Below are 20,455 nucleotides of genomic sequence, written 5' to 3'. Positions count from 1 at the left end.
GGATCGATGGGGCGGGGATGCGGGGCCGGTCGTCGGAGGGACGCCGGCCGCGCGATGTCCGGCACGCATGCTCGCCGAGGTGCCGGAAGGTCCTGGTGGCCGGGCCACGGGAATCCCTCCGGCACGTCCGCGATCGCACGCACCGGACGCCGCGCGGCCCGTCCTTCGGCGAAGACGTCACTTCGACGACAGATCCTGCGACCGCGGGCGCCAACTCTTTGCCTCGTTCGCGGAGTTTATACGACATGTGTTCAGGTGATGTTTCGGCTAGCCGTCCCGCACATTAAGTGCAAGAGGCAATTAGGTCGTCGTGAAGGGCGTTTGACCGTGGTTCCTGCCGGGTACGCGACGATGACCTCGGAATACTCCGCCGAAGGGGACGGCCGGTTCTCGTCGGCGTTTTTCACGACAGTGCCGGTCTTCGGTAAACGCGGCGCCTCATGCCTCGTGAATGTGCCGGGAGAAAGCTGGGTCCAGAGTAGTACCCGGGGGGTCCCTCCGGGGAGTTATCGATCACATTGGCTGGGCATCATCCCCGGTGGCCCGGTACGGCAGCGGCCGGTTCTTCGGGCCGACCGGTCGAGGAGGGAAGCTTCGATGGGGGAGAAGGTCGCGGCGGGGACGATCGGACTGTCCGACCGCCGGCGGTACCGAGAAAAGCTCCAGCAGTGCCTGGAGGGTCTGGCGAGATTGCTGGAGGAGAAGAAGTTCGACCGCCCCAAGAATCTCATGGGCATGGAGATCGAGCTGAATCTCGCAGGGCCCGACGGCTCGCCGAGGATGATGAATGCGGAAGTACTCGAACGCATCGCCAGCCGTGATTTCCAAACAGAACTCGCCATGTTCAATCTGGAAGTCAACATCGCCCCGCACCGGTTGGAGGGCCGGGTGTTCGACCGGCTCGCCGAGGAGCTGCGCACCTCCCTCGCGTACGCCCACCGCAAGGCGAACGAGGTCGACGCCGGGATCGTGATGGTCGGCATCCTGCCGACCCTCACCCGGGACGACCTGGTCTCCGCGAACCTCTCCGACGTGGACCGCTACACGCTGCTCAACGACCAGATCGTCGCGGCCCGCGGGGAGGACTTCACCCTGGACATCGAGGGCGTGGAGCGGCTCAGCTGCACCTCGGCGTCGATCGCGCCCGAAGCGGCCTGCACCTCGGTGCAGTTGCACCTCCAGGTGACCCCCGACCGGTTCGCCGACGTGTGGAACGCCGCGCAGGCCACCGCCGCGGCGCAGATCGCCGTCGGCGCCAACTCGCCGTTCCTCTTCGGCCGTGAGCTGTGGCGCGAGTCGCGGCCCCCGCTGTTCCTGCAGTCCACGGACACCCGTTCGCCCGAGCTGCAGGCGCAGGGGGTGCGGCCGCGCACCTGGTTCGGCGAGCGCTGGATCTCCTCGGCGTACGACCTCTTCGAGGAGAACCTGCGGTACTTCCCGCCCCTGCTGCCCATCCGCGACGAGGAGGACCCACTGCGCGTCCTCGACGAGGGCGGCACGCCCAAACTCGCCGAACTCGTCCTGCACAACGGCACCGTCTACCGCTGGAACCGCCCGGTGTACGACATCGAGCACGGCGTCCCGCACCTGCGCGTGGAGAACCGCGTGCTGCCCGCGGGACCCACCGTGATCGACACGGTCGCCAACGCGGTCTTCTACTACGGGCTGGTGCGCGCCCTCGCCGCGGAGACGCGGCCGGTCTGGACCCGGCTGCCCTTCGAGGCCGCGGCGGCCAACTTCGACCAGGCCTGCCGCTACGGCATCGACGCGAAGCTGGAGTGGCCGCGGCGCGGCCGGTACGGCGGGGTCGTACGGATGCCCGCGGTGCAGCTGGTGCGCGACGAGCTGCTGCCGCTCGCGGCGGAGGGCCTGGACGCCTGGGGCGTCGAGCCGGCCGACCGCGACCTCTACCTTGGGGTGATCGAGGAGCGCTGCAAGCGGGGCGTCAACGGCGCCTCCTGGCAGTCCCGTACGTTCCACAAGGCGCTGGAGGGCGGTCTGGACCGGGACGCGGCGCTGGCCGCCACGACGAAGCGCTACAGCGAGCTGATGCACCTCGGCGAGCCGGTGCACACCTGGCCGGTGGGACTGCCGGAACCGGCTGTTCCGCTGAGCTGACGCAGAAGGCAGGCGGCGGGCGGCGGGCGGGGCGCTGACCCAGCTGGCGCAGACGGCGGGCCGCACCAAGGACGGCGACGTGCTCGCGGCCGCGACCGCCAAGGCCCTCTCGCAGCGCGCCTCCGACAGCGACGGTCAGGTCCTGAACACGCTGCCGCGCGACCTGTCCGGTACCGAGCAGGGCAACCCCAAGCGCAACCAGGCGCTGATCCTGTCCGAGCAGGCGGCGATCGCGATCAGCGGTACGGGGCGCTCCGGATCGGCCAGTTCGCGCAGCTCGGAGACCAGGCGCGAGCGCGAGATGCTGCCGGGGTCCTGGTTGACGCCGTCGGTCAGCAGGACCACCGCGTTGAACTTGCCCTTGGTGTAGGAGGCCGTCGCCGCCTTGTACGCGGCCAGAGTGGTGTCGTACAGGCCGGTCTCACCGTGCGGGACCGGCTTCAGGCCGCTGAAGGCCGCCGAGAGGCGGTCCCGCTGGGTGGTACCGGCCACGCGGTCGCCGAGCCGGCCGGTCGGCACCAGGACGCGGTAGTCGCGCTTGCCGTCGAGCTCGGTGGAGAACTTCCACAGCCCGATCTCGTCCTCCGGAGTGAAGGTCGCCAGCGCCTGGAGCAGCGCGGCCCGGGTCACGTCCATCCGGGACTCGCTGGTGCCCGGCACCGGGTCCGACATGGACGACGAGGCATCGACGACCGTGGTGAGCCGGGCGCTCTGCACCGTGATCGTCCACAGGCCGAGGGCCTCCTCGACCTCCTTGTCCGTGGCCGGCCTCTCCGGCACCTCCTCGTAGGGCTGCGGCGCCCGGCCGCCGGCCGCGGACACCAGTGCGGCCGGGACCTCGTCCTCGTCCGTGCGGAAGCCGTGCTCCTCCAGGATCCGCCGTCCCGCGTCCTCGCCGAGGAGCGTCATGAAGCGCAGCGCCGCCCGGCTCTCGTCCGTGGTCAGGGAGGGTTCGTCGACCAGCGCGAAGGGGTGGTCGAGCCGGGGCGAGCCGTCCTTCGGGTAGAACAGGTCGAGATCGTCGCCGCTGTCCGCCGACTCGTTGTACGCGAACGCCGCCTGCTCGGACAGGATCAGCGCCTGGTTGCGCTTGGGGTTGCCCTGCTCGGTACCGGACAGGTCGCGCGGCAGCGTGTTCAGGACCTGACCGTCGCTGTCGGAGGCGCGCTGCGAGAGGGCCTTGGCGGTCGCGGCCGCGAGCACGTCGCCGTCCTTGGTGCGGCCCGCCGTCTGCGCCAGCTGGGTCAGCGCGAGCAGGCCCGTGGCGCTGCGCGAGGGATCGCCCGAGCCGAGCCGCAGCCGCTCGCTCGTCGTGGTCGCGCCCGCCAGGTCGGTCCAGGTGTACGTCTTGCGGGGCCACCCGAGCGTCTTCGCGGCCGTCGGGATCATGGCGACGCCGACGGGCGACGAGGCGACGTTGCCCGCGGGGGTCACCGGCACCGACCGGTCGTCCGCCAGGACCCTGCTCACCCACACGCCCGAGTCCGGTACCCACGCCTCGAAGTCCGCCGCGCCCCCGCGCCCGGACCGCAGGGCGGTGGCGAACTCGTACGTGTCCCGGGCGGTCACGCGGACGTCGACGCACTGGCCGTCGGACGTGACGTCGTGGTCCCGGGCGTAGTCGGCCGCGTCCTTGAGCGCCGGGGCGATGGTGGGCGCGGCGGCGATCCGCAGCCGCACGGGGTCGTCCCAGCAGGAGGAGCCGAAGGAGAGCAGGCCGCCGTCGACCGCGGCGACGGTGCCGCCGGCGACGGCCAGCACGACGGCCGTCGCGAGCGCCGCCCTGCGGCGCCGCGCACGGGAGCGGGGGCCGGTGCCGCCCCTGCGCGGCGCGTCGGGCAAGCTGTGACGTCCCATGGCGGTGGTGCCCCTCCCTGACCGAGCCCGAAGCCGTTGCGGCCGTGAGTCGTGAGACGGCGGAATGCTATGGCACCAGGGGGATGCGCCTCACATGGCGTCCGTCCCTCGACCCTCGACGGCCTGTCGCGCACGATCTTCGTATGTTCATTCGAGACCCTAGCGGGGCGAAGATGGGGATGAGGCGGGAATACGCAACTGGAGGCAGGAGTGCAGGTGGGGCAGGGGCCGGTGGCTGATCCGTCACCCGGGGAAGCGTTCGGGGACCGGCCCGGGAGGCGGGTCCTGCGGGACGAGACGCTGCTCGTGCTGGGTGTGTCGCTCGGCGCGAGCGGTGTCTCCGCGCTGATCAGTTTCGTCGGTTCGCTCACCCGGCCGGGAGGGCTCAAGGACCAGGCGGCCACGCTCAACGCCTCGGCCGCGCCGGGCCGTCCGTGGCTCGACCTGGCCTGGCAGCTGTTCGGCATCGCGTCGGCCCTGGTGCCGGTCGCCCTCGTCGCGCACTTCCTGCTGAGGGAGGGCAAGGGGCTGCGCACGCTCGGGTTCGACCGTACGCGCCCCTGGTTCGACCTCGCCCGGGGAGCGGGGATCGCCGCCGTCATCGGCAGCTCGGGCATCGCCTTCTACCTGGCCGCCCGCGGGCTCGGCTTCAACCTCACGGTGGTGCCGGAGGCGCTGCCCGAGGTCTGGTGGAAGTACCCGGTGCTGATCCTCTCCGCGCTGCAGAACTCGATCCTGGAAGAAGTCGTCGTGGTCGGGTACCTGCTGCGGCGGCTCGACCAGCTGGGCTGGTCGCCGGTCCGCTCGCTGGCCGCCAGCTCCGTGCTGCGCGGCTCGTACCACCTCTACCAGGGCATCGGCGGGTTCGTCGGCAACATGGTGATGGGCGTGGTCTTCGTGTKCCTGTACCGCCGGTGGGGCCGGATCGGACCGCTGGTGGTCGCCCACGCGCTCCTCGACATCGGCGCGTTCGTCGGGTACGCGCTGCTGGCGGGCAAGGTGGACTGGCTGCCCACGGCCTGACGGGGCGTGGGCGGGCAGCCCGGGGAGTCCTACGCGAACAGCTCGCCCTCGATCACGGTGACCGCGCGGCCGGACAGGAGGGTGCGGTCGCCGCGCAGTTCCGTACGCACCCGTCCGGAGCGGGCCGAGGCCTGCAGGCCGGTGAGCCCGGTGCGGCCCAGGCGCTGCGACCAGAACGGCGCCAGGGCCGTGTGGGCGCTGCCGGTCACCGGGTCCTCCGCGATGCCGATGTTCGGGAAGAAGCAGCGCGAGACGAAGTCGTAGCCCCGTGAGGGGTCCTCGGCGCGGGCCGTGGCGATGATGCCGCGCTCGGAGTAGCGGCCCAGGGCCGCGAGGTCGGGGGCGAGGCCCAGGACCGTCTTCTCGTCGGCGAGTTCGACGAGCAGGTCACCGACGTTCGGTCCGGTGTCGTGCGTGGTGAGCGGCTCGGCCCCCAGCGCCCCGGCGACGCCCGGCGGGATCTCGACCGCGGTGAGCGGGGCGGTCGGGAAGTCCAGGGTGACGGAGCCGTCGTCGAGCACGGTCGCGACGAGCACGCCGCTCTTCGTGGCGAACCGCACCGGACCATGCGCGGCCCCCGTGGTGGCCAGCACATGGGCGGTGGCCAGGGTGGCGTGGCCGCACAGGGCGACCTCGGCGGCCGGGGTGAACCAGCGCAGCGCCCAGTCCGCCTCGCCGCCCGCCGGGAGGGGGTGGGCGAACGCCGTCTCGGCGTGGTTGACCTCCAGGGCCACGTTCCGCAGCCAGGCGTCGTCCGGGAAGGGCGACGCCCGGTCGAGCAGGAGGACCCCGGCCGGGTTGCCGGCGAAGGGGCGGTCGGTGAAGGCGTCGACGATACGAATCCGCATGCCCGGACGGTAGACGCCGGCCGGTGCCGCGGACCAAGGCCAATCCGAGGGAACTGGACCCGTCGCGGGATCCGCGGCCGGCAGGTCTTGTCGGACGAACTATTCCGATATATCGTTGACGCATCGCGACAGATCAACGATGGAATGGAGTGATGGCGATGCGTTCCCATGGAGAGGAATACGGACCGGGCTTCGGCCCAGGTCACGGACGCGGTCATGGACACGGGCACGGACACCGCCGGGGTCCCGGCGGTCCCGACGCGGGCGCCTTCGAAGGCCTGCGCGCGGCGTTCGGCCCCTTCGGGCCCGGCTTCGGCGGCCCCGGCTTCGGCCCGGGTCCCTGGGGCGGGCGCGGGGGCCGCCGAAGCCCCGCCCCAGGGACCCGGGCCGAAGCCGGGGCGGACCGCGGGGCAGGGCGCGGCGCGGCGACGTGCGCGCGTCGATCCTGGCCCTGCTCAAGGACCGGCCCATGCACGGCTACGAGATGATCCAGGAGATCGCCGAGCGCAGCGGCGGGGCGTGGAAGCCCAGCCCCGGCTCGGTGTACCCCACCCTCCAGCTGCTGGAGGACGAAGGCCTGATCAGCAGTGCGACCGAGGGCGGCAAGAAGCTGTTCTCGCTCACCGAGGCGGGCCGCGCCGCCGCCGACGAGGGGCCGGACGCGCCCTGGGAGGATGCGGGGCGCGGGGTCGACTGGGAGGCGCTGAGCGACATCCGGCAGGCCGGCTTCGGTCTGATGGAGGCGTTCGGGCAGGTCTGGAAGACCGGCAGCAAGGAGCAGCGCGAGAAGGCGCTGTCCCTGATCAACGAGACGCGCAAGAAGCTGTACCTGATCCTCGCCGACGAGGACTGATGGTCCCCCCGGCCGCGGACGGGATCATGACGAGGGGGTGCTCCGGCCATGGAGCACCCCCTCGTTCGTATGCGTCCGTATGCGTCCGTATGCGTCGAGCGACCAGGGCGCCCGGCCGGACCTCTCGTCCGTCCTGTCACCGCCGTGCCGTACGGGTCACCGGAGCCGCATGACGCGCGAGGGCCGTACGGCAAGGCGGCGCGCGCTCCGGGCGGGGAGAACGGCGCGATGTCATCCGTGAGGAGGAGGGGCCGGACACCGGAGCCCACCCTGTGTCGGACGCGAGAATGCTTCCCCGCGAGGATGACCGGATGCGGCGGGGCTGATGGGGTGGAGGACGTGCAGCACCGAATGCCCCAGCAGCAGGCCGCCGGACGGGGCCCGGACGACATGGACGTCGAGGCGCACCTCAGCGCTGAACTGACGGCGGTGGTCGCCGGTGCGCGCAGGCGGGCGCTGCGCGACGGGGACCGGCAGATCGACACGGCCCATCTGCTGCACACGCTGCTGGAGTCGGACCCCGAGGTGCGCGCGGCCTTCGGGAGCGATCCGCAGGTGGCCCGGCTGCTCGGGTACCTCGTCCAGCGCAGCATCGGGTACGGGCTCCGCTGGCAGGGCTCCGTCGAGGACACCGGTGCGGTGCCCGCGGTGACCGGGGACGGATGGTCCCCGGCGGCGGCCGGGGCGATGGCGGCCGCGCACGGACGGGCCGCGGTGCGGGGCGACCGGTTCGCGGACGGGACCGACCTGCTCGCCGAACTCGTCGCCGGCGCCGGGTCCCGGGCCGTCGAGGTGCTGGAGCACGCGGGCGTCGACGTGCCGCGCCTGCTGGCCCGCCTGGACGGGGCGGCGGAGCGCGGCGTGGAGGCCTGAGCCGGGTACCGGCGGGGCCGCGGCGCCACCGGGCCGTGCGCGACGCGTTCCCCGGGTCCGGTCCGTCCAGCCGATGAGACAGGTGTCAACAAGGGTGACGCTCATGTCGTCGCCTGTCATCATGTGCCGGTGCATACGTCGACGAGCAGTACGGGTCACCGGGGAAGAGGCGTCGGGCTGGGGCTCGCGCTGGGATCGGCGGTCGCCTTCGGGGGGTCCGGTGTCGCCGCCAAGCCGTTGATCGAGGCGGGCCTCGACCCGCTCCACGTGGTGTGGCTGCGGGTCGCGGGCGCCGCGCTGGTCATGCTGCCGCTGGCCGTGCGCCACCGGGACCTGGTGCGCCGGCGTCCCGCGCTGCTCGCCGGGTTCGGGTTGCTGGCCGTCGCGGGCGTCCAGGCCTGCTACTTCGCCTCGATCTCCCGGATCCCCGTCGGGGTGGCGCTGCTGGTCGAGTACCTGGCCCCGGCGCTGGTCCTCGGCTGGGTGCGGTTCGTGCAGCGGCGGCCCGTCACCCGCGCCGCGGCCCTCGGTGTCGTCCTCGCCGTCGGCGGGCTCGCCTGTGTCGTCGAGGTGTGGACGGGGCTGGGCTTCGACGTCCTGGGGCTGCTGCTCGCGCTGGGCGCCGCCTGCTGCCAGGTCGGCTACTTCGTCCTGTCCGACCAGGGCGGCGACGCGGGCGAGGAGGCGCCGGCGCCGCTCGGCGTCATCGCGTACGGACTGCTCGTCGGCGCTCTCGTCCTGACGGTCGTGGCGCGGCCGTGGGGCATGGACTGGTCGGTCCTCGGCGGCGACGCGGACCTGGACGGGACGACGGTCGCCGCCTCGCTGCTGCTGGGCTGGATCGTGCTGATCGCGACCGTCGTCGCCTACGTGACCGGAGTGGTGGCGGTGCGCAGGCTCTCGCCGCAGGTGGCCGGGGTCGTGGCCTGCCTGGAGGCGGTCATCGCGACCGTGCTCGCCTGGGTCCTGCTGGGCGAGCACCTCTCGGCGCCGCAGATCATCGGCGGCGCGGTGGTGCTGTGCGGCGCCTTCATCGCGCAGACGTCCACCCCGGCCAAGGCCCCGCCCGCCCCGGTGGCGCGCGGCGCGGCGGGCACCGGGAGCGGGCTGCCGGAGCGGGAGACCTCCGTCTAGGCCGTCGCGCACCTGGAGCGTACGGACGGCAGGGGCGGCGGGGGCCTCAGGAGTCGCAAGGTGTCAGAGCGCCGTCAGGTAGGCGGGGACCTCCGTGCCGGGCGCCAGGTCGTCGGCGGGCACGGGCGCGCCGTGGGTCGTGCTGACCGGGACGACGCCCGTCCAGTACGGCAGGCCGAGGTCCTCGGGCTCGTCGTTCGGGCCGCCGGTGCGCAGCTTGGCCGAGACCTCGCCGAGGTCGAGCCGCAGTACGGCGGTGGCGGCCAGCTCCTTGGTGTCGGCGGGCCGGGAGTCGCGCGAGCGGCCGGGCACCACGTGGTCGACCAGCGCGTCCAGGGCCGCGCGCTTCTCCTGCGGGTCCGTCACCTGGTGGGCCACGCCGTGCACCACCACCGAGCGGTAGTTGATCGAGTGGTGGAAGGCCGAGCGGGCCAGTACGAGGCCGTCGACGTGTGTGACCGTCAGGCAGACCCGCAGACCGGGGTCGGCCTGGCCCGCCATCCGCAGCGGGCGCGAACCCGTCGAGCCGTGCACGTAGAGCCGCTCGCCGACCCGCCCGTACAGCGTCGGCAGCACGACCGGCGCCCCGTCGCGGACGAACCCGAGGTGGCAGACGTACCCCTCGTCCAGGATCGCGTGGACCATCTCATGGTCGTACGCGGCACGCTCCCGGGAGCGGGTGGGGACCGTGCGGTCGGTCGGGGTGTAGGCGTCGGGGCGCGGGGCGGCCGTCTGCGTCATGAGGCTCTCCAGGTCGGCGTCGTCGTGTGTCGTGTTGCGTCGTGTATTGCACTAGTGCATAGTGTGCTTTGTGCTAGGAGAGTATCGGATCGAGGGGAAGCGCGCAGCCGAGATTGCGGCGAGCGTCGAGCGTGCGGTGGGGGCGGGGGAGCTGGAGCCCGGGCAACTGCTGCCGCCGATGCGGGAGTTGGCGTCCCGGCTGGAGGTGAATCCCAACACCGTGGCGGCCGCCTACCGCACGCTGCGCGAGCGCGGGGTCATCGAGACGGCGGGCCGGCGCGGCAGCCGGGTCCGCCCCAAGCCGGTGACGACCGCCCGCGAGCTGTCCCGGCTGCACGTCCCGCCCGGCGTGCGGAACCTGTCCGACGGCAACCCCGATCCGGCGCTGCTGCCCCCGCTCGCGCCGGCGCTGGCGGCCGCGGCGGAACTCTCGGACCGCGAACCGACGCTGTACGGGGCGGCCGCGGTCGAACCGGAGCTGGCCCGGCTCGCCCGTGCGGACCTGGACGCGGACGGGGTGCCGGACGGGCCGGTCGTCGTCGCCTCGGGCTCGCTCGACGGCATCGAGCGGGTCCTGGCCGCGCACCTGCGGCCGGGGGACGCGGTCGCCGTCGAGGACCCCGGCTGGCACAGCGTGCTCGACCTGGTGCCGGCCCTCGGACTGCGGGCCGTTCCCGTCGGCGTCGACGGCGAGGGGCCGCTGCCCGGCGACGTACGGGCCGCGCTGGAGGGCGGGGCGCGGGCCCTGATCGTCACCGACCGCGCGCAGAATCCGACTGGTGCCGCGGTGAGTGCCGCGCGTGCGCGTGCCCTGCGGGCCGTGCTGGCGGAGCATCCGGCGACCCTGCTCGTCGAGGACGACCACGGGCACCGCATCGTCGACCTGCCCCTGCACCCGCTGGCGGGCGTGACCCGGCACTGGGCCTTCACCCGCTCGGTCGCCAAGGCGTACGGGCCCGATCTGCGGCTGGCCGTGCTCACCGGCGACCCCGTCACCATGGACCGCGTCCAGGGCCGCCAGCGGCTGGGCCCCGGCTGGGTGAGCCGGCTGCTGCAACGGGCCGTCGTGCACCTGTGGTCGAGCGGCGCCGTGGACGGCGCGGCCGTCGCGGCGGCGTACGGGCGGCGCCGGGAGGCACTGATCGGCGCGCTGGCGGAGCGCGGCGTCCCGGCGTACGGGCGCAGCGGCATGAACGTGTGGGTGCCCGTCCCGGACGAGACCGGGGCCGTCGCGCGGCTGCTGCACTCCGGCTGGGCGGTGGCGGCGGGGGCGCGCTTCCGGACGAACGCGCCGCCCGGACTGCGGATCACCGTCTCCGGCCTCACCGCCCGGGAGGCGGAGGCGGTGGCGGACGCGGTGGCGACGGCGGTTGGTCCGGCGCCGGCCCGCCGTTACGTCTGACCGGGCGTCGTTACTTCGGGCCGGGCCCCGCGGTCGGTGCGGGCGTCCGGTCCGGTCTCAGTCGGTCCGGGGGCGTCGGGGCTGGGTCAGGGCCGCGCCCGCCAGGACGACGGCGGCGCCCACCGGTGTCGACCAGGCGAGCGGTTCGCCGAGGATCGCGACACCGGCGGCGGTGGCGATGACCGGGATGAAGTACGTGACCATCTGGGCGGTCGTCGGGCCCACCTCGGCGACCAGGCCGTACTGGACGAGGACGGCGAAGCCCGTGCCGAGGGCGCCCAGCGCGACCACCGCGAGCAGCGGCACGAGCGCGAAGTGGTCCGGCGCCGAGGTGAACAGCGGCGTCACGACCGCCAGTTGCACCGTCGCCAGCATCAGCTGGGCGCCGGTCAGCGACAGGTGCGAGTGGCCGGAGCCGGCCAGGGTGCGGCGCACGTAGATCCAGCCGACCGGGTAGCTGAGCGAGGCGAGCAGCGCCATCGCGGTGCCCGCCGCGTCCAGGTCGTGGAAGCCCTGCCAGACGCCGAGCACCGTCAGCACGCCGAGGAAGCCGATGCCGAGACCGGCCACCCGGCGGCGGGTGGGCCGGTCCTCGGAGAGGGCGACCATCGACAGGGCCATGCCCCACAGGGGCGAGGTCGCGTTGCAGATGCCGGCCAGGGCGGAGGGGATGGTCAGCTCGGAGTACGCGAACAGGGAGAACGGCAGCGCGTTGAGGAGGAGGGCCGCGACCGCCAGGTGCCCCCAGGTGCGGGCGCCGCGCGGGAGGCGTTCGCGCTTCCAGGCCATCGCGGCGGCGAGGACGAGCGTGCCGAACAGCAGGCGGCCCAGCGTCACCTGGAAGGGCGCGTAACCGTCCGTACCCACCTTGATGAGCAGGAAGCTGAAGCCCCAGACGAGGGAGAGCGCGCCGAAGCGCAGCCGCCAGTCGAGAACCCGTGCCGGACCGGGGCGGCCTCCTGCTTCGGGCCCGGAGACGGGAGCGGAAGCGGTGCCGGGCGCGGCGTCAGGCACGGCGGCGGGCGCGGTGGCGTCAGGTGCGGCAGGCAGGGGCCCTTGTCCAGGGCGAGGGCGAACAGGCGGGTCACGTCGTCGATGTGGACATGGCCGTAGGTGTTCAGCCCCTGGCCCACGTAGCAGGCCGCTCCGCTCCGGGCGACCGACCGGTAGACCATCGACAGGTGACCGTGGTCGCCGGGGCCCCAGATCAGGCCGGGCCGGACGACCATCGCGCGCAGCCCCTCCCCGGCGGCGGCCAGGACGATGTCCTCGGTGGCCTTGCGCAGCTCGGCCAGGGGCTCGACCGTGAACGGGTCGTGCTCGGCGAAGACGTCCGGGCTCCAGGCGCCCGCGGTGCGCTGCAGCAGCACTCCGCTGCCGGACAGGAAGACCAGCGTCCGGCCCGTCCCGGCCAGCGTCCGGACGAGGTCGGAGACGGCTCCGGTCTCCTGCTCCGGGGCGGCCTGCGCGGCGTAGACGACCGCGTCGGCGTTCAGCGCCGCTTCGACGACGGCGGGCCGGCGCGCGTCCAGGTCACCCGCGACCGGGACGATGCCCCGGGCTTCGAGGACGGCGGCGGCGGTTTCGGTGCGGGCCAGACCGCAGACCGTGTGCCCCTCGGCGGCCAGGTGCCGGCTGAGGTGACCGCCGACGAATCCGGTGGCGCCGATGACGAAGATGTTCATGGAGGCGCCTTCGTCAGGAGGGCAGGGCGCTCAGTTCGCCGCCGTCGGCGAACAGGACGGCACCGTTGACGTACGAGCTGGCCGGGCCGACCAGGAACGAGACGACCTCGGCGATCTCGTCGGGGTCACCGGCCCGGCCGCGGGCGTTGGCCTTGTCCAGCATCGCGATGTGCTCGCCCAGCATCGCCTGGGTGCCCTCGGTGCGCACGGGACCCGGCGAGACGGTGTTGACCCGCACGCCCGAGGCACCGAACTCGGTTGCCCAGTAGCGCGTCAGGACCTCCGCACCGGCCTTGGAGGCGCCGTAGGCGGCGCCGACCGGAGCGGGCATACGGGCCGCGCTGGAGCCGACGATCACGATCGAACCCCGCCCGCGTTCGGCCATGCCCGGCGCCAGAGCGCCGACCAGCAGGAACGGGGCGCGGGTGTTGACCGCGACCTGCCGGTCGAAGCTCGCGACGTCGCTCGCCGCGGTCGGGGCGAACTCGTACAGGCCCGCACTGTTGACCAGGATGTCCACGGCCCCGGCCTCGGCGGCCAGCCGCAGCGTGTCCTCGGCGTCGGCGAGGTCCGCGGCGACGAAGCGGGCGGTGCCGCCGTCGGCCGCGATCTCCTTCACCAGGGCCTCGCCCCGTGCCCGGTCCCGGCCGTGCAGCACGACCGTCGCACCCTGGCGGGCCAGGTTCTGCGCGACGGCCCTGCCGATACCCGAGGTCGCCCCGGTCACGAGTGCGGTGCGGCCCTGCAAAGCGGTGCTGGTGCTCATCATCGTCTTCCCTGCGCTGGTGAGTGGTCATGGCGTCCCCGTGTGGAGCACAAGGGGGCGCCGTTGCCCAATCCACTATGCCTCACAGATGTTCTGTCAACAAGAACATCTGGCAGCAAGCGCACCGTGGTAGGGTGCGCGGGTGAGCGCATCCATGTCCGAGAAGAAGCCGGGCGGCGAGGTCGAGGACCTGGCCCTGGACACCGACCTGGGCTGGGCGATCCGCATGGTCTCCTCGGCGTTCCGCCGCGTGGCCACCGACTCCGTCACCGATGTGCCCGGAGGGGCGCGCGGCTACCTCGTCCTGGTCGCCCTGGCCGGCGGCAATGAGCCGCCCTCGCAGCTCGCCCTGGCCAAAGAGGTGAGCCTGGACCGGACCGTGATGACCTACCTGCTCGACGACCTCGAAGCGCATGAACTCGTCACCCGCAGGCCCGACCCGCGCGACCGCCGCGTGCGCCAGGTTCTGATCACCGACACCGGACGCGCCCGCCTCGACCGCGTACGGCAGAGCCTCGTGGCCGCCGAAGGGCGCCTGCTCGCCGACCTCGACCACCAGGACGCCCGGCAGCTGCGCACCCTGCTCGCCCGCGTCGCCCAGGCCGCACAACGCGACTCCCTCGCCCCCGACGAGACGGCCTGCTGAGGGAGCTCCTCCGTCCGCGACGCCGGGTGGTGGAGCGGGCGTCCGCCCGGCCGGCGCTCCTCGCCCGTGATCACCCTTGGTTACTATGCTCACTTCGTGCCGGAGGCCGGCGGCGGAGGGTGAATCGCCGTTGACGGGTGATCTCCGCTGTGGCCGCCTTTCGGAGGCGGTCGTGGATCGTAAGGTTGCATAGATGGGTGGCCTGAGAAAATGCTGAAAGAGGTCACCGCGACCCGCTATATCACGCCCCTGCGTGAGGGTGGCTCGCTGCCCGGGCTCGTCGAGGCCGACGATCTCGGTACGTACGTCATGAAGTTCACCGGCGCCGGGCAGGGGCGCAAGACCCTCGTCGCCGAGGTCGTCTGCGGTGAGCTCGCCCGGCGCCTGGGCCTACGCGTACCGGGACTGGTCACGATCGGGCTCGATCCGGTCATCGGACTCGGTGAACCGGACCAGGAGGTGCAGGAGCTGCTCAAGGCGAGCGGCGGACTGAACCTCGGGATGGACTACCTCTCCCGCGCGATCGGCTTCGACGCCCTCGCGCACCGGGTGGACCCCGAGGAGGCCGGGCGGGTCGTCTGGTTCGACGCGCTGGTCAACAACGTGGACCGGTCGTGGCGCAACCCCAACCTGCTGGTCCACCACGGCGAGCTGTGGCTCATCGACCACGGCGCCACCATGATCTGGCACCACAACTGGCCCGGCGCGCAGGCCTCGGCCGACCGGCCGTACGACGCCTCCGACCACGCGCTCGCCCCCTTCGGCCCCGACATCGCCGCCGCCGCGGCGGAGCTGGGCCCCCGCGTCACACCGGAACTGCTCGCCGAGGTGACCGCCGCGATCCCCGACGTGTGGCTGCGCGACGAGCCGGGGTTCGACTCGCCCGACGAGCTGCGGCGCGCCTACGCGCGGCCGCTCCTGGCCCGGGCCGCCACCGTCCACGAGCGCATCCGCATCCAGGAGGGCACGAAGTGAGCGAGCACGAGGGCCACCGGAACGGCCGCGCCGACGGGAACGGCCGCGCCGACGGGATCGACCGCGCCGACCGCGTCGTGTACGAGTACGCCGTGCTGCGCGTCGTGCCGCGCGTCGAGCGGGGGGAGTACATCAACGCCGGAGTGCTGGTGTACTGCCGCGCGCACTCCTTCGTGGCCGCCCGCACCCACCTCGACGAGGGCAGGCTGCTCGCCCTCGACCCGGCGGCGGACGCCGAGGGCGTGCGGGCCGCGCTGCGCGCCGTCGAAGGGGTCTGCGCCGGGGGCGCCGCGGCCGGACAGGCCGCGGGGGACGACCCCGGACGCCGCTTCCGCTGGCTGATCGCGCCCCGTTCCACGGTCGTGCAGCCGGGCCCCGTCCACACCGGTCTCACGGCCGATCCCGCGGCCGAGACGGCGCGCCTGCTCGACCTGCTGGTCAGGTAATGGATCACCGGCCGGCCAGGTAATGGATCACATGCCCGCGGTCGGCCGTTGACACTGGGTGCCAAGGCTTCTAGCGTCTCGTCCGTTGAAGGTACTAAGCGGTCGCTCACTCGTGGGGCGCACCGTTCCAGGGCTTCCCCAAGGGCGAGGAGAACCAGCAATGTCCACCACTGAGCAGCGCGTCGCCGTGGTCACCGGTGCCGCGCGCGGCATCGGGGCCGCGACCGCCGTACGACTGGCAGCCGAGGGCCGTGCCGTCGCGGTGATCGACCTCGACGAGGCCGCGTGCAAGGACACCGTGGAGAAGATCACCGCCGCCGGCGGCAGGGCGATCGCGGTGGGCTGCGACGTCGCCGACGAGGCGCAGGTCGAGGCCGCCGTGGCCCGGGTCGCGCAGGAGCTCGGGGCGCCCACCATCCTGGTCAACAACGCGGGCGTGCTCCGCGACAACCTGCTGTTCAAGATGAGCGCGTCCGACTGGGACACGGTCCTCAACGTCCACCTGCGCGGGTCCTTCCTGATGACGCGCGCCGTGCAGAAGTACATGGTGGAGGCCAAGTTCGGCCGGGTCGTGAACCTCTCCTCGTCCTCGGCGCTCGGCAACCGCGGCCAGGCCAACTACTCCGCCGCCAAGGCCGGGCTGCAGGGCTTCACCAAGACCCTCGCGTTCGAGCTCGGCAAGTTCGGCGTCACCGCGAACGCCGTCGCCCCCGGGTTCATCGTCACCGACATGACCGCCGCCACCGCCGAGCGCGTCGGCATGGGCTTCGAGGAGTTCCAGGCCGCGGCCGCCACCCAGATCCCGGTCCAGCGCGTCGGCAACCCGGACGACATCGCCAACGCGATCGCCTTCTTCACCGGCGAAGCGGCCGGCTTCGTCTCCGGCCAGGTGCTGTACGTGGCCGGCGGACCGCTCGACTAGGACCGGGGACAGGAACAGGACTGGGGACAGGAACATGAGCACTGTGGAACTCTCGGGCAAGGTCGCCCTCGTCACCGGCGCCAGCCGCGGCATCGGCTACGGCGTAGCCGAGGCGCTGCTGGCCCGCGGCGACCGGGTGTGCATCACCGGCCGCAACGAGGAGGCGCTCAAGGAGGCCGTCGAGCAGCTCGGCGCCGACCGCGTCATCGGTGTCGCGGGCAAGGCCCATGACGAGGCCCACCAGGCCGTCGCCGTCGAGCGCACCATGGAGGCGTTCGGCCGCGTCGACTTCCTCGTCAACAACGCCGGTACGAACCCGGTGTTCGGGCCGATGGCCGACCTCGACCTCAACGTGGCGCGGAAGGTCTTCGAGACCAACGTCGTCTCGGCGCTCGGCTTCGCCCAGCAGACGTGGAAGGCCTGGCAGAGCGCGAACGGCGGCGCGATCGTCAACATCGCCTCCCTCGCGGGCGTCTCGGCCTCGCCGTTCATCGGCGCGTACGGCATGAGCAAGGCCGCCATGATCAACCTGACCCTGCAGCTGGCGCACGAGTTCGCGCCCGTGGTGCGGGTCAACGCGATCGCGCCCGCCGTGGTCAAGACCAAGTTCGCGCAGGCCCTGTACGAGGGGCGCGAGGCGGAGGCGGCCGCGGCCTACCCGCTCGGCAGGCTCGGCGTGCCGTCGGACATCGGCGGTACCGCCGCCTTCCTCACCTCGGAGCAGTCGGACTGGATCACCGGGCAGACCCTGGTGGTCGACGGGGGCATCTTCCTCAACGCCGGAGTCTCCTGACCAGTCCAGGCCCCTCGTGCGGCGCCCGGACGCCGCCGTGACCGGTGTGCTGCGCGCTGTTGAGAAAGGTGTGTCTTGCACGGGTTTTCCCCCGGGAAAATTCCTACCGTGGCCGGATATGTTCCGCGCAGAACCGAAACAACCATTGCAGAGCCGAAAAAAATCGAACAAATGATGTTCGTGCACGTCAAGTGCCCCGCCGTCGCAGCGAGTTGACCGGCGGGGCGCTGCGATATGGTCCCTCCCACTCTGGCGGGGCTCATCGAGGAGCGTGCGCGTGTTCAAACGGAACCGGTCTCTGCGGAACTTGTCGGCGATCGCGTCCATATCCCTGGTGACGGGATGCGGGGTGTTCTCCTCGGGCACCTCCGAGGAGGACGGACCGGTCGTCGTGGGCACCACCAGCGCACCCAGCACCCTGGACCCCGCCGCGTCGTGGGACGGCTCCTGGGAGCTGTTCCGCAACATCTACCAGACCCTCCTCAGCTACCCCGCCGGAGCGTCCGAGCCCGAGCCCGACGCCGCCGAGAGCTGCCGCTTCACCGACGACTCCAACCGCACGTACAGCTGCACACTGCGCGAGGACATGTCCTTCTCGGACGGGCACCGGCTCGACGCGAAGGCCGTCAAGCACTCCGTCGACCGCATCCGGAAGATCGCCGTGGACGGCGGCCCGGCCGGGCTGCTCGGCAGCCTGGAACGGGTCGAGACCAGGGGCGAGCGCGAGGTCGTCTTCCGCCTGAACAAGCCGGACGCCACCTTCCCCTTCGTGCTCGCGACACCGGCCATGTCGATCGTCGACCCCGAGGAGTACCCGGCCGACGCCCTGCGCGAGGGCGACGAGGTCACCGGCTCGGGACCGTACGGACTGAGCGCCTACGACGAGGGGCGGGAGGCCCGGCTCGTCCGCAACGACAGCTACAAGGGCTCCGCCGACCGCAAGAACGGCGCCGTCACCCTCCGGTACTACCAGGACTCCGGCGAGATGGTCACCGCGCTGCGGAAGGGGACGATCGACGTCACGCTCCGCGGGCTCGCCGCCGAGGACGTCGTCGACCTCCAGCAACGGCGCAACAAGGACGACCTCCAGCTGGTGGAGACCTCGGGCACGGAGATCCGCTACCTGGTCTTCAACCCGAAGGACCCGTGGGCGAGGCGGGCCGCGGTGCGCAAGGCCGTCGCCCAGGTCGTCGACCGGCCGGCCATCGCGCACACCGTCTACAAGGACACCGTCGAACCGCTGTACTCCATGGTCCCGAGCGGGCTGGCCGGCCACACCACGGGTTTCTTCGACGACTACGGCAACCCCAGCACCTCCAAGGCCCGCCAGATCCTGCTGGAGGCGGGCATCGCCGAGAAGGTGCCGCTGACCCTCTGGTACACCACGGACCGGTACGGCTCCACGACCAGGGCGGAGTTCGAGGAGCTCAGGCGCCAGCTCAACGCGACGGGCCTGTTCGCCGTCACCGTCAAGGGCCGCCCCTGGAAGACGTACGAGGCGGGCTACCGCAAGGGCGAGTACCCCGTGTTCGGCCGCGGCTGGTTCCCCGACTTCCCGGACGCCGAGAACTTCATCGCACCGTTCGTGGGGGAGCAGAACGCCCTGGGCACGCCGTACGAGTCGCCCCGGATCACGGACGTGCTGCTGCCGGAGTCGCGCCGCGAGAGGGACCGCGGGGACGTCGTCGAGCAGTTCGAGAAGGCCCAGGACATCCTCCTGGACGACGTACGGCTGCTGCCGCTGTGGCAGGGCAAGCAGTACGTCGCCGCCAGCGAGGAGATCTCCGGCGTCGAGCGCTCCATCGACCCGTCGACGATCATGATGGTGTGGGAACTGGACCGCAAGACCAGCTGGTAGCGGACCGGCCCGGGCGGGTCCGTGGCCGTGTCGGCCCGCGGCCGTGGCGGAACGGCGGGAGCGGGCCCGGTTGTCAGTGGGCGGCGGTAGGTTCTGTGCACCGGAAACGACCGCACTGTGAAGGAAGTACACGTGACCGACACCGCCATGCTGCCCGAGTCCTGGCGCGGCGTCCTGGGCGAGGAGCTGCAGAAGCCCTACTTCAAGGAGCTCACCGAGTTCGTCGAGGAGGAGCGCGCGAAGGGGCCCGTGTACCCGCCGCGCGACGAGGTCTTCGCCGCGCTCGACGCGACTCCGTACGAGCGCGTGAAGGTGCTCGTCCTCGGCCAGGACCCGTACCACGGCGAGGGCCAGGGCCACGGCCTGTGCTTCTCGGTGCGGCCCGGCGTGAAGACACCGCCCTCCCTGCGCAACATCTACAAGGAGATGAAGGAGGAGCTCGGCCACCCCGTGCCGGACAACGGCTATCTGATGCCGTGGGCCGAGCAGGGCGTCCTGCTGCTCAACGCGGTGCTGACGGTCCGCGCCGGTGAGGCCAACTCGCACAAGGGCAAGGGCTGGGAGAAGTTCACGGACGCCGTGATCCGGGCCGTGGCCGACCGGCCCGACCCGGCGGTCTTCGTGCTGTGGGGCAACTACGCCCAGAAGAAGCTGCCGCTCATCGACGAGGAGCGGCACATCGTGGTGAAGGGTGCGCACCCCTCGCCGCTGTCCGCGAAGAAGTTCTTCGGTTCGCGTCCCTTCACGCAGATCAACGAGGCGGTCGCGCAGCAGGGGCACGAGCCGATCGACTGGCGGATCCCCGACCTGGGCTGACCTTTCCGGGCGCGTTCCCGGGCGCGTTCCCGGGCACATCCCCGGCACCGGACTGCGGCCCGGTCCGGTCCAGCCCGGTCCGGTCCGGGACGCCCGATGGTCCGTCACGGGGGTGGCCCCGTCGCGCACGGGGCCGCCTGAGCCCGTTCACCGGCGCCTGCCGTTAGCGTCGGCAGCGGCGGGCGCGGGCGTGCCCGCCGGCGGACGAGCGGGKGGAGGGCGACGCGGTGACGGAGCAGCAGGAACCGGCGGCGGACGCGATGACGACCAGGATCGGACAGGCCGTCATGCTCCTCCACGGCGGCGACCGCGAGGAGGCCAGGGGCCGCTTCCTGGACCTGTGGGCGGAGATCGGCGAGGAGGGTGACGCACTGCACCGGTGCACGCTCGCGCACTTCATGGCCGACGCGCAGGACGACCCCGCGGACGAACTGGCCTGGGATCTGCGGGCCCTGTCGGCGGCGGACGAGCTCACGCAGGCCCGGGCGGCGGAGCACCACGGGTCCCTCGCGGTACGGGCCCTCTACCCCTCGCTGCACCTGAACCTGGCCGCCGACTACGCGAAGCTCGGGCGCCGCGAGGCGGCCCGGGGCCATCTGGGGGTGGCGCGCGAGAGCGTGGACGTCCTCGGCGACGACGCGTACTGCGACGGGATCCGGGCCGGCATCGGCCGCCTGGAGACGCGGCTGGACCGGGAGG

Annotated in this window: 18 protein-coding genes and 2 pseudogenes; 14 read left to right on the top strand and 6 right to left on the bottom strand. The window is 72.6% G+C overall.

All coding sequences use genetic code 11. The features are described 5' to 3' along the window. Nucleotides 1-597: 597 nt before the first annotated feature. Nucleotides 598-2,118, top strand: coding sequence for a glutamate--cysteine ligase (locus tag FGF04_RS07575; RefSeq protein WP_149510474.1), 1,521 nt, complete (start codon nucleotides 598-600; stop codon nucleotides 2,116-2,118). Between the two features lie 135 nt (nucleotides 2,119-2,253). Here the strand turns inward: FGF04_RS07575 and FGF04_RS07565 are convergent, their stop codons facing one another. Then, nucleotides 2,254-3,975, bottom strand: coding sequence for a substrate-binding and VWA domain-containing protein (locus FGF04_RS07565; RefSeq protein ID WP_149510473.1), 1,722 nt, complete (start codon nucleotides 3,973-3,975; stop codon nucleotides 2,254-2,256). Nucleotides 3,976-4,185: 210 nt separating this feature from the next. On the opposite strand from FGF04_RS07565, the gene FGF04_RS07560 reads away from it, so the two are divergent. After that, complete coding sequence (locus FGF04_RS07560) at nucleotides 4,186-4,998, top strand: CPBP family intramembrane glutamic endopeptidase (protein ID WP_408055593.1); 813 nt, start codon at nucleotides 4,186-4,188, stop codon at nucleotides 4,996-4,998. A 29-nt stretch (nucleotides 4,999-5,027) separates the two neighbouring features. On the opposite strand, the gene FGF04_RS07555 is transcribed toward FGF04_RS07560, so the two are convergent. Further along, nucleotides 5,028-5,846 (bottom strand): PhzF family phenazine biosynthesis protein, encoded by an 819-nt coding sequence (locus FGF04_RS07555; RefSeq protein ID WP_149510471.1) that lies wholly within the window; start codon nucleotides 5,844-5,846, stop codon nucleotides 5,028-5,030. 158 nt (nucleotides 5,847-6,004) lie between these two features. Here FGF04_RS07555 and FGF04_RS07550 point away from each other — a divergent pair. The 3 genes and pseudogenes from FGF04_RS07550 (at nucleotide 6,005) to FGF04_RS07540 (ending at nucleotide 8,706) form a co-directional block, all read left to right on the top strand. Next, nucleotides 6,005-6,699 (top strand): annotated as a pseudogene (locus FGF04_RS07550) (PadR family transcriptional regulator). A gap of 339 nt (nucleotides 6,700-7,038) precedes the next feature. Continuing rightward, on the top strand, nucleotides 7,039-7,572 hold the full coding sequence (locus FGF04_RS07545) for a Clp protease N-terminal domain-containing protein (protein ID WP_235882234.1): 534 nt from the start codon (nucleotides 7,039-7,041) through the stop codon (nucleotides 7,570-7,572). 123 nt (nucleotides 7,573-7,695) lie between these two features. After that, nucleotides 7,696-8,706 (top strand): EamA family transporter, encoded by a 1,011-nt coding sequence (locus FGF04_RS07540; protein ID WP_149510470.1) that lies wholly within the window; start codon nucleotides 7,696-7,698, stop codon nucleotides 8,704-8,706. Between the two features lie 63 nt (nucleotides 8,707-8,769). Here the strand turns inward: FGF04_RS07540 and FGF04_RS07535 are convergent, their stop codons facing one another. Beyond that, on the bottom strand, nucleotides 8,770-9,447 hold the full coding sequence (locus FGF04_RS07535; RefSeq protein ID WP_149510469.1) for a pyridoxamine 5'-phosphate oxidase family protein: 678 nt from the start codon (nucleotides 9,445-9,447) through the stop codon (nucleotides 8,770-8,772). A gap of 70 nt (nucleotides 9,448-9,517) precedes the next feature. Between FGF04_RS07535 and FGF04_RS07530 the strand changes: the two genes are divergently transcribed. Further along, nucleotides 9,518-10,849, top strand: coding sequence for an aminotransferase class I/II-fold pyridoxal phosphate-dependent enzyme (locus tag FGF04_RS07530; protein WP_149510468.1), 1,332 nt, complete (start codon nucleotides 9,518-9,520; stop codon nucleotides 10,847-10,849). A 57-nt stretch (nucleotides 10,850-10,906) separates the two neighbouring features. Here the strand turns inward: FGF04_RS07530 and FGF04_RS07525 are convergent, their stop codons facing one another. The 3 genes and pseudogenes from FGF04_RS07525 to FGF04_RS07515 all read right to left on the bottom strand — a co-directional run bounded on the left by FGF04_RS07525 (nucleotide 10,907) and on the right by FGF04_RS07515 (nucleotide 13,300). Then, the gene (locus FGF04_RS07525; protein ID WP_235882233.1) at nucleotides 10,907-11,863 is read right to left on the bottom strand and encodes a DMT family transporter; all 957 of its coding nucleotides are present in this window, start codon (nucleotides 11,861-11,863) and stop codon (nucleotides 10,907-10,909) included. Nucleotides 11,864-11,964: 101 nt separating this feature from the next. Further along, nucleotides 11,965-12,534, bottom strand: a pseudogene (locus FGF04_RS07520) (NAD-dependent epimerase/dehydratase family protein); the annotation flags it as partial. A 13-nt stretch (nucleotides 12,535-12,547) separates the two neighbouring features. Further along, entirely contained in the window at nucleotides 12,548-13,300 is a 753-nt protein-coding gene (locus tag FGF04_RS07515) for an SDR family NAD(P)-dependent oxidoreductase (RefSeq protein WP_149510466.1), read from the bottom strand. Nucleotides 13,301-13,442: 142 nt separating this feature from the next. Between FGF04_RS07515 and FGF04_RS07510 the strand changes: the two genes are divergently transcribed. From FGF04_RS07510 to FGF04_RS07470, 8 genes are all read left to right on the top strand, one after another. Further along, the gene (locus tag FGF04_RS07510) at nucleotides 13,443-13,946 is read left to right on the top strand and encodes a MarR family winged helix-turn-helix transcriptional regulator (protein WP_235882232.1); all 504 of its coding nucleotides are present in this window, start codon (nucleotides 13,443-13,445) and stop codon (nucleotides 13,944-13,946) included. A 210-nt stretch (nucleotides 13,947-14,156) separates the two neighbouring features. Next, nucleotides 14,157-14,921, top strand: coding sequence for a HipA family kinase (locus tag FGF04_RS07500; protein WP_149510465.1), 765 nt, complete (start codon nucleotides 14,157-14,159; stop codon nucleotides 14,919-14,921). 56 nt (nucleotides 14,922-14,977) lie between these two features. Then, a complete protein-coding gene (locus FGF04_RS07495; protein WP_149510656.1) occupies nucleotides 14,978-15,367 on the top strand; it encodes a DUF3037 domain-containing protein in 390 nt (129 codons plus the stop codon). Nucleotides 15,368-15,527: 160 nt separating this feature from the next. Then, nucleotides 15,528-16,289 carry a 3-oxoacyl-ACP reductase FabG gene (gene fabG, locus FGF04_RS07490; RefSeq protein WP_149510464.1) on the top strand — a complete coding sequence of 254 codons (762 nt, stop codon included), beginning with the start codon at nucleotides 15,528-15,530 and terminating at the stop codon, nucleotides 16,287-16,289. Between the two features lie 34 nt (nucleotides 16,290-16,323). Further along, nucleotides 16,324-17,082, top strand: a complete 759-nt coding sequence (locus FGF04_RS07485; protein ID WP_149510463.1) for an SDR family oxidoreductase — start codon at nucleotides 16,324-16,326, stop codon at nucleotides 17,080-17,082. Nucleotides 17,083-17,359: 277 nt separating this feature from the next. Beyond that, on the top strand, nucleotides 17,360-18,940 hold the full coding sequence (locus tag FGF04_RS07480) for an ABC transporter substrate-binding protein (RefSeq protein ID WP_149510462.1): 1,581 nt from the start codon (nucleotides 17,360-17,362) through the stop codon (nucleotides 18,938-18,940). 132 nt (nucleotides 18,941-19,072) lie between these two features. Then, a complete protein-coding gene (ung, locus tag FGF04_RS07475; protein ID WP_149510461.1) occupies nucleotides 19,073-19,756 on the top strand; it encodes a uracil-DNA glycosylase in 684 nt (227 codons plus the stop codon). 227 nt (nucleotides 19,757-19,983) lie between these two features. Next, nucleotides 19,984-20,455 (top strand): hypothetical protein (locus tag FGF04_RS07470; RefSeq protein ID WP_149510655.1); only part of this gene is annotated, 472 nt, incomplete at its 3' end.

It is taken from the genome of Streptomyces apricus, from assembly GCF_008369065.1.
GTDB classification, from domain to species: Bacteria; Actinomycetota; Actinomycetes; order Streptomycetales; family Streptomycetaceae; genus Streptomyces; species Streptomyces apricus.
Note: the sequence above shows the minus strand (reverse complement) of the source record. Positions and strands in the feature narration are given on the sequence as shown.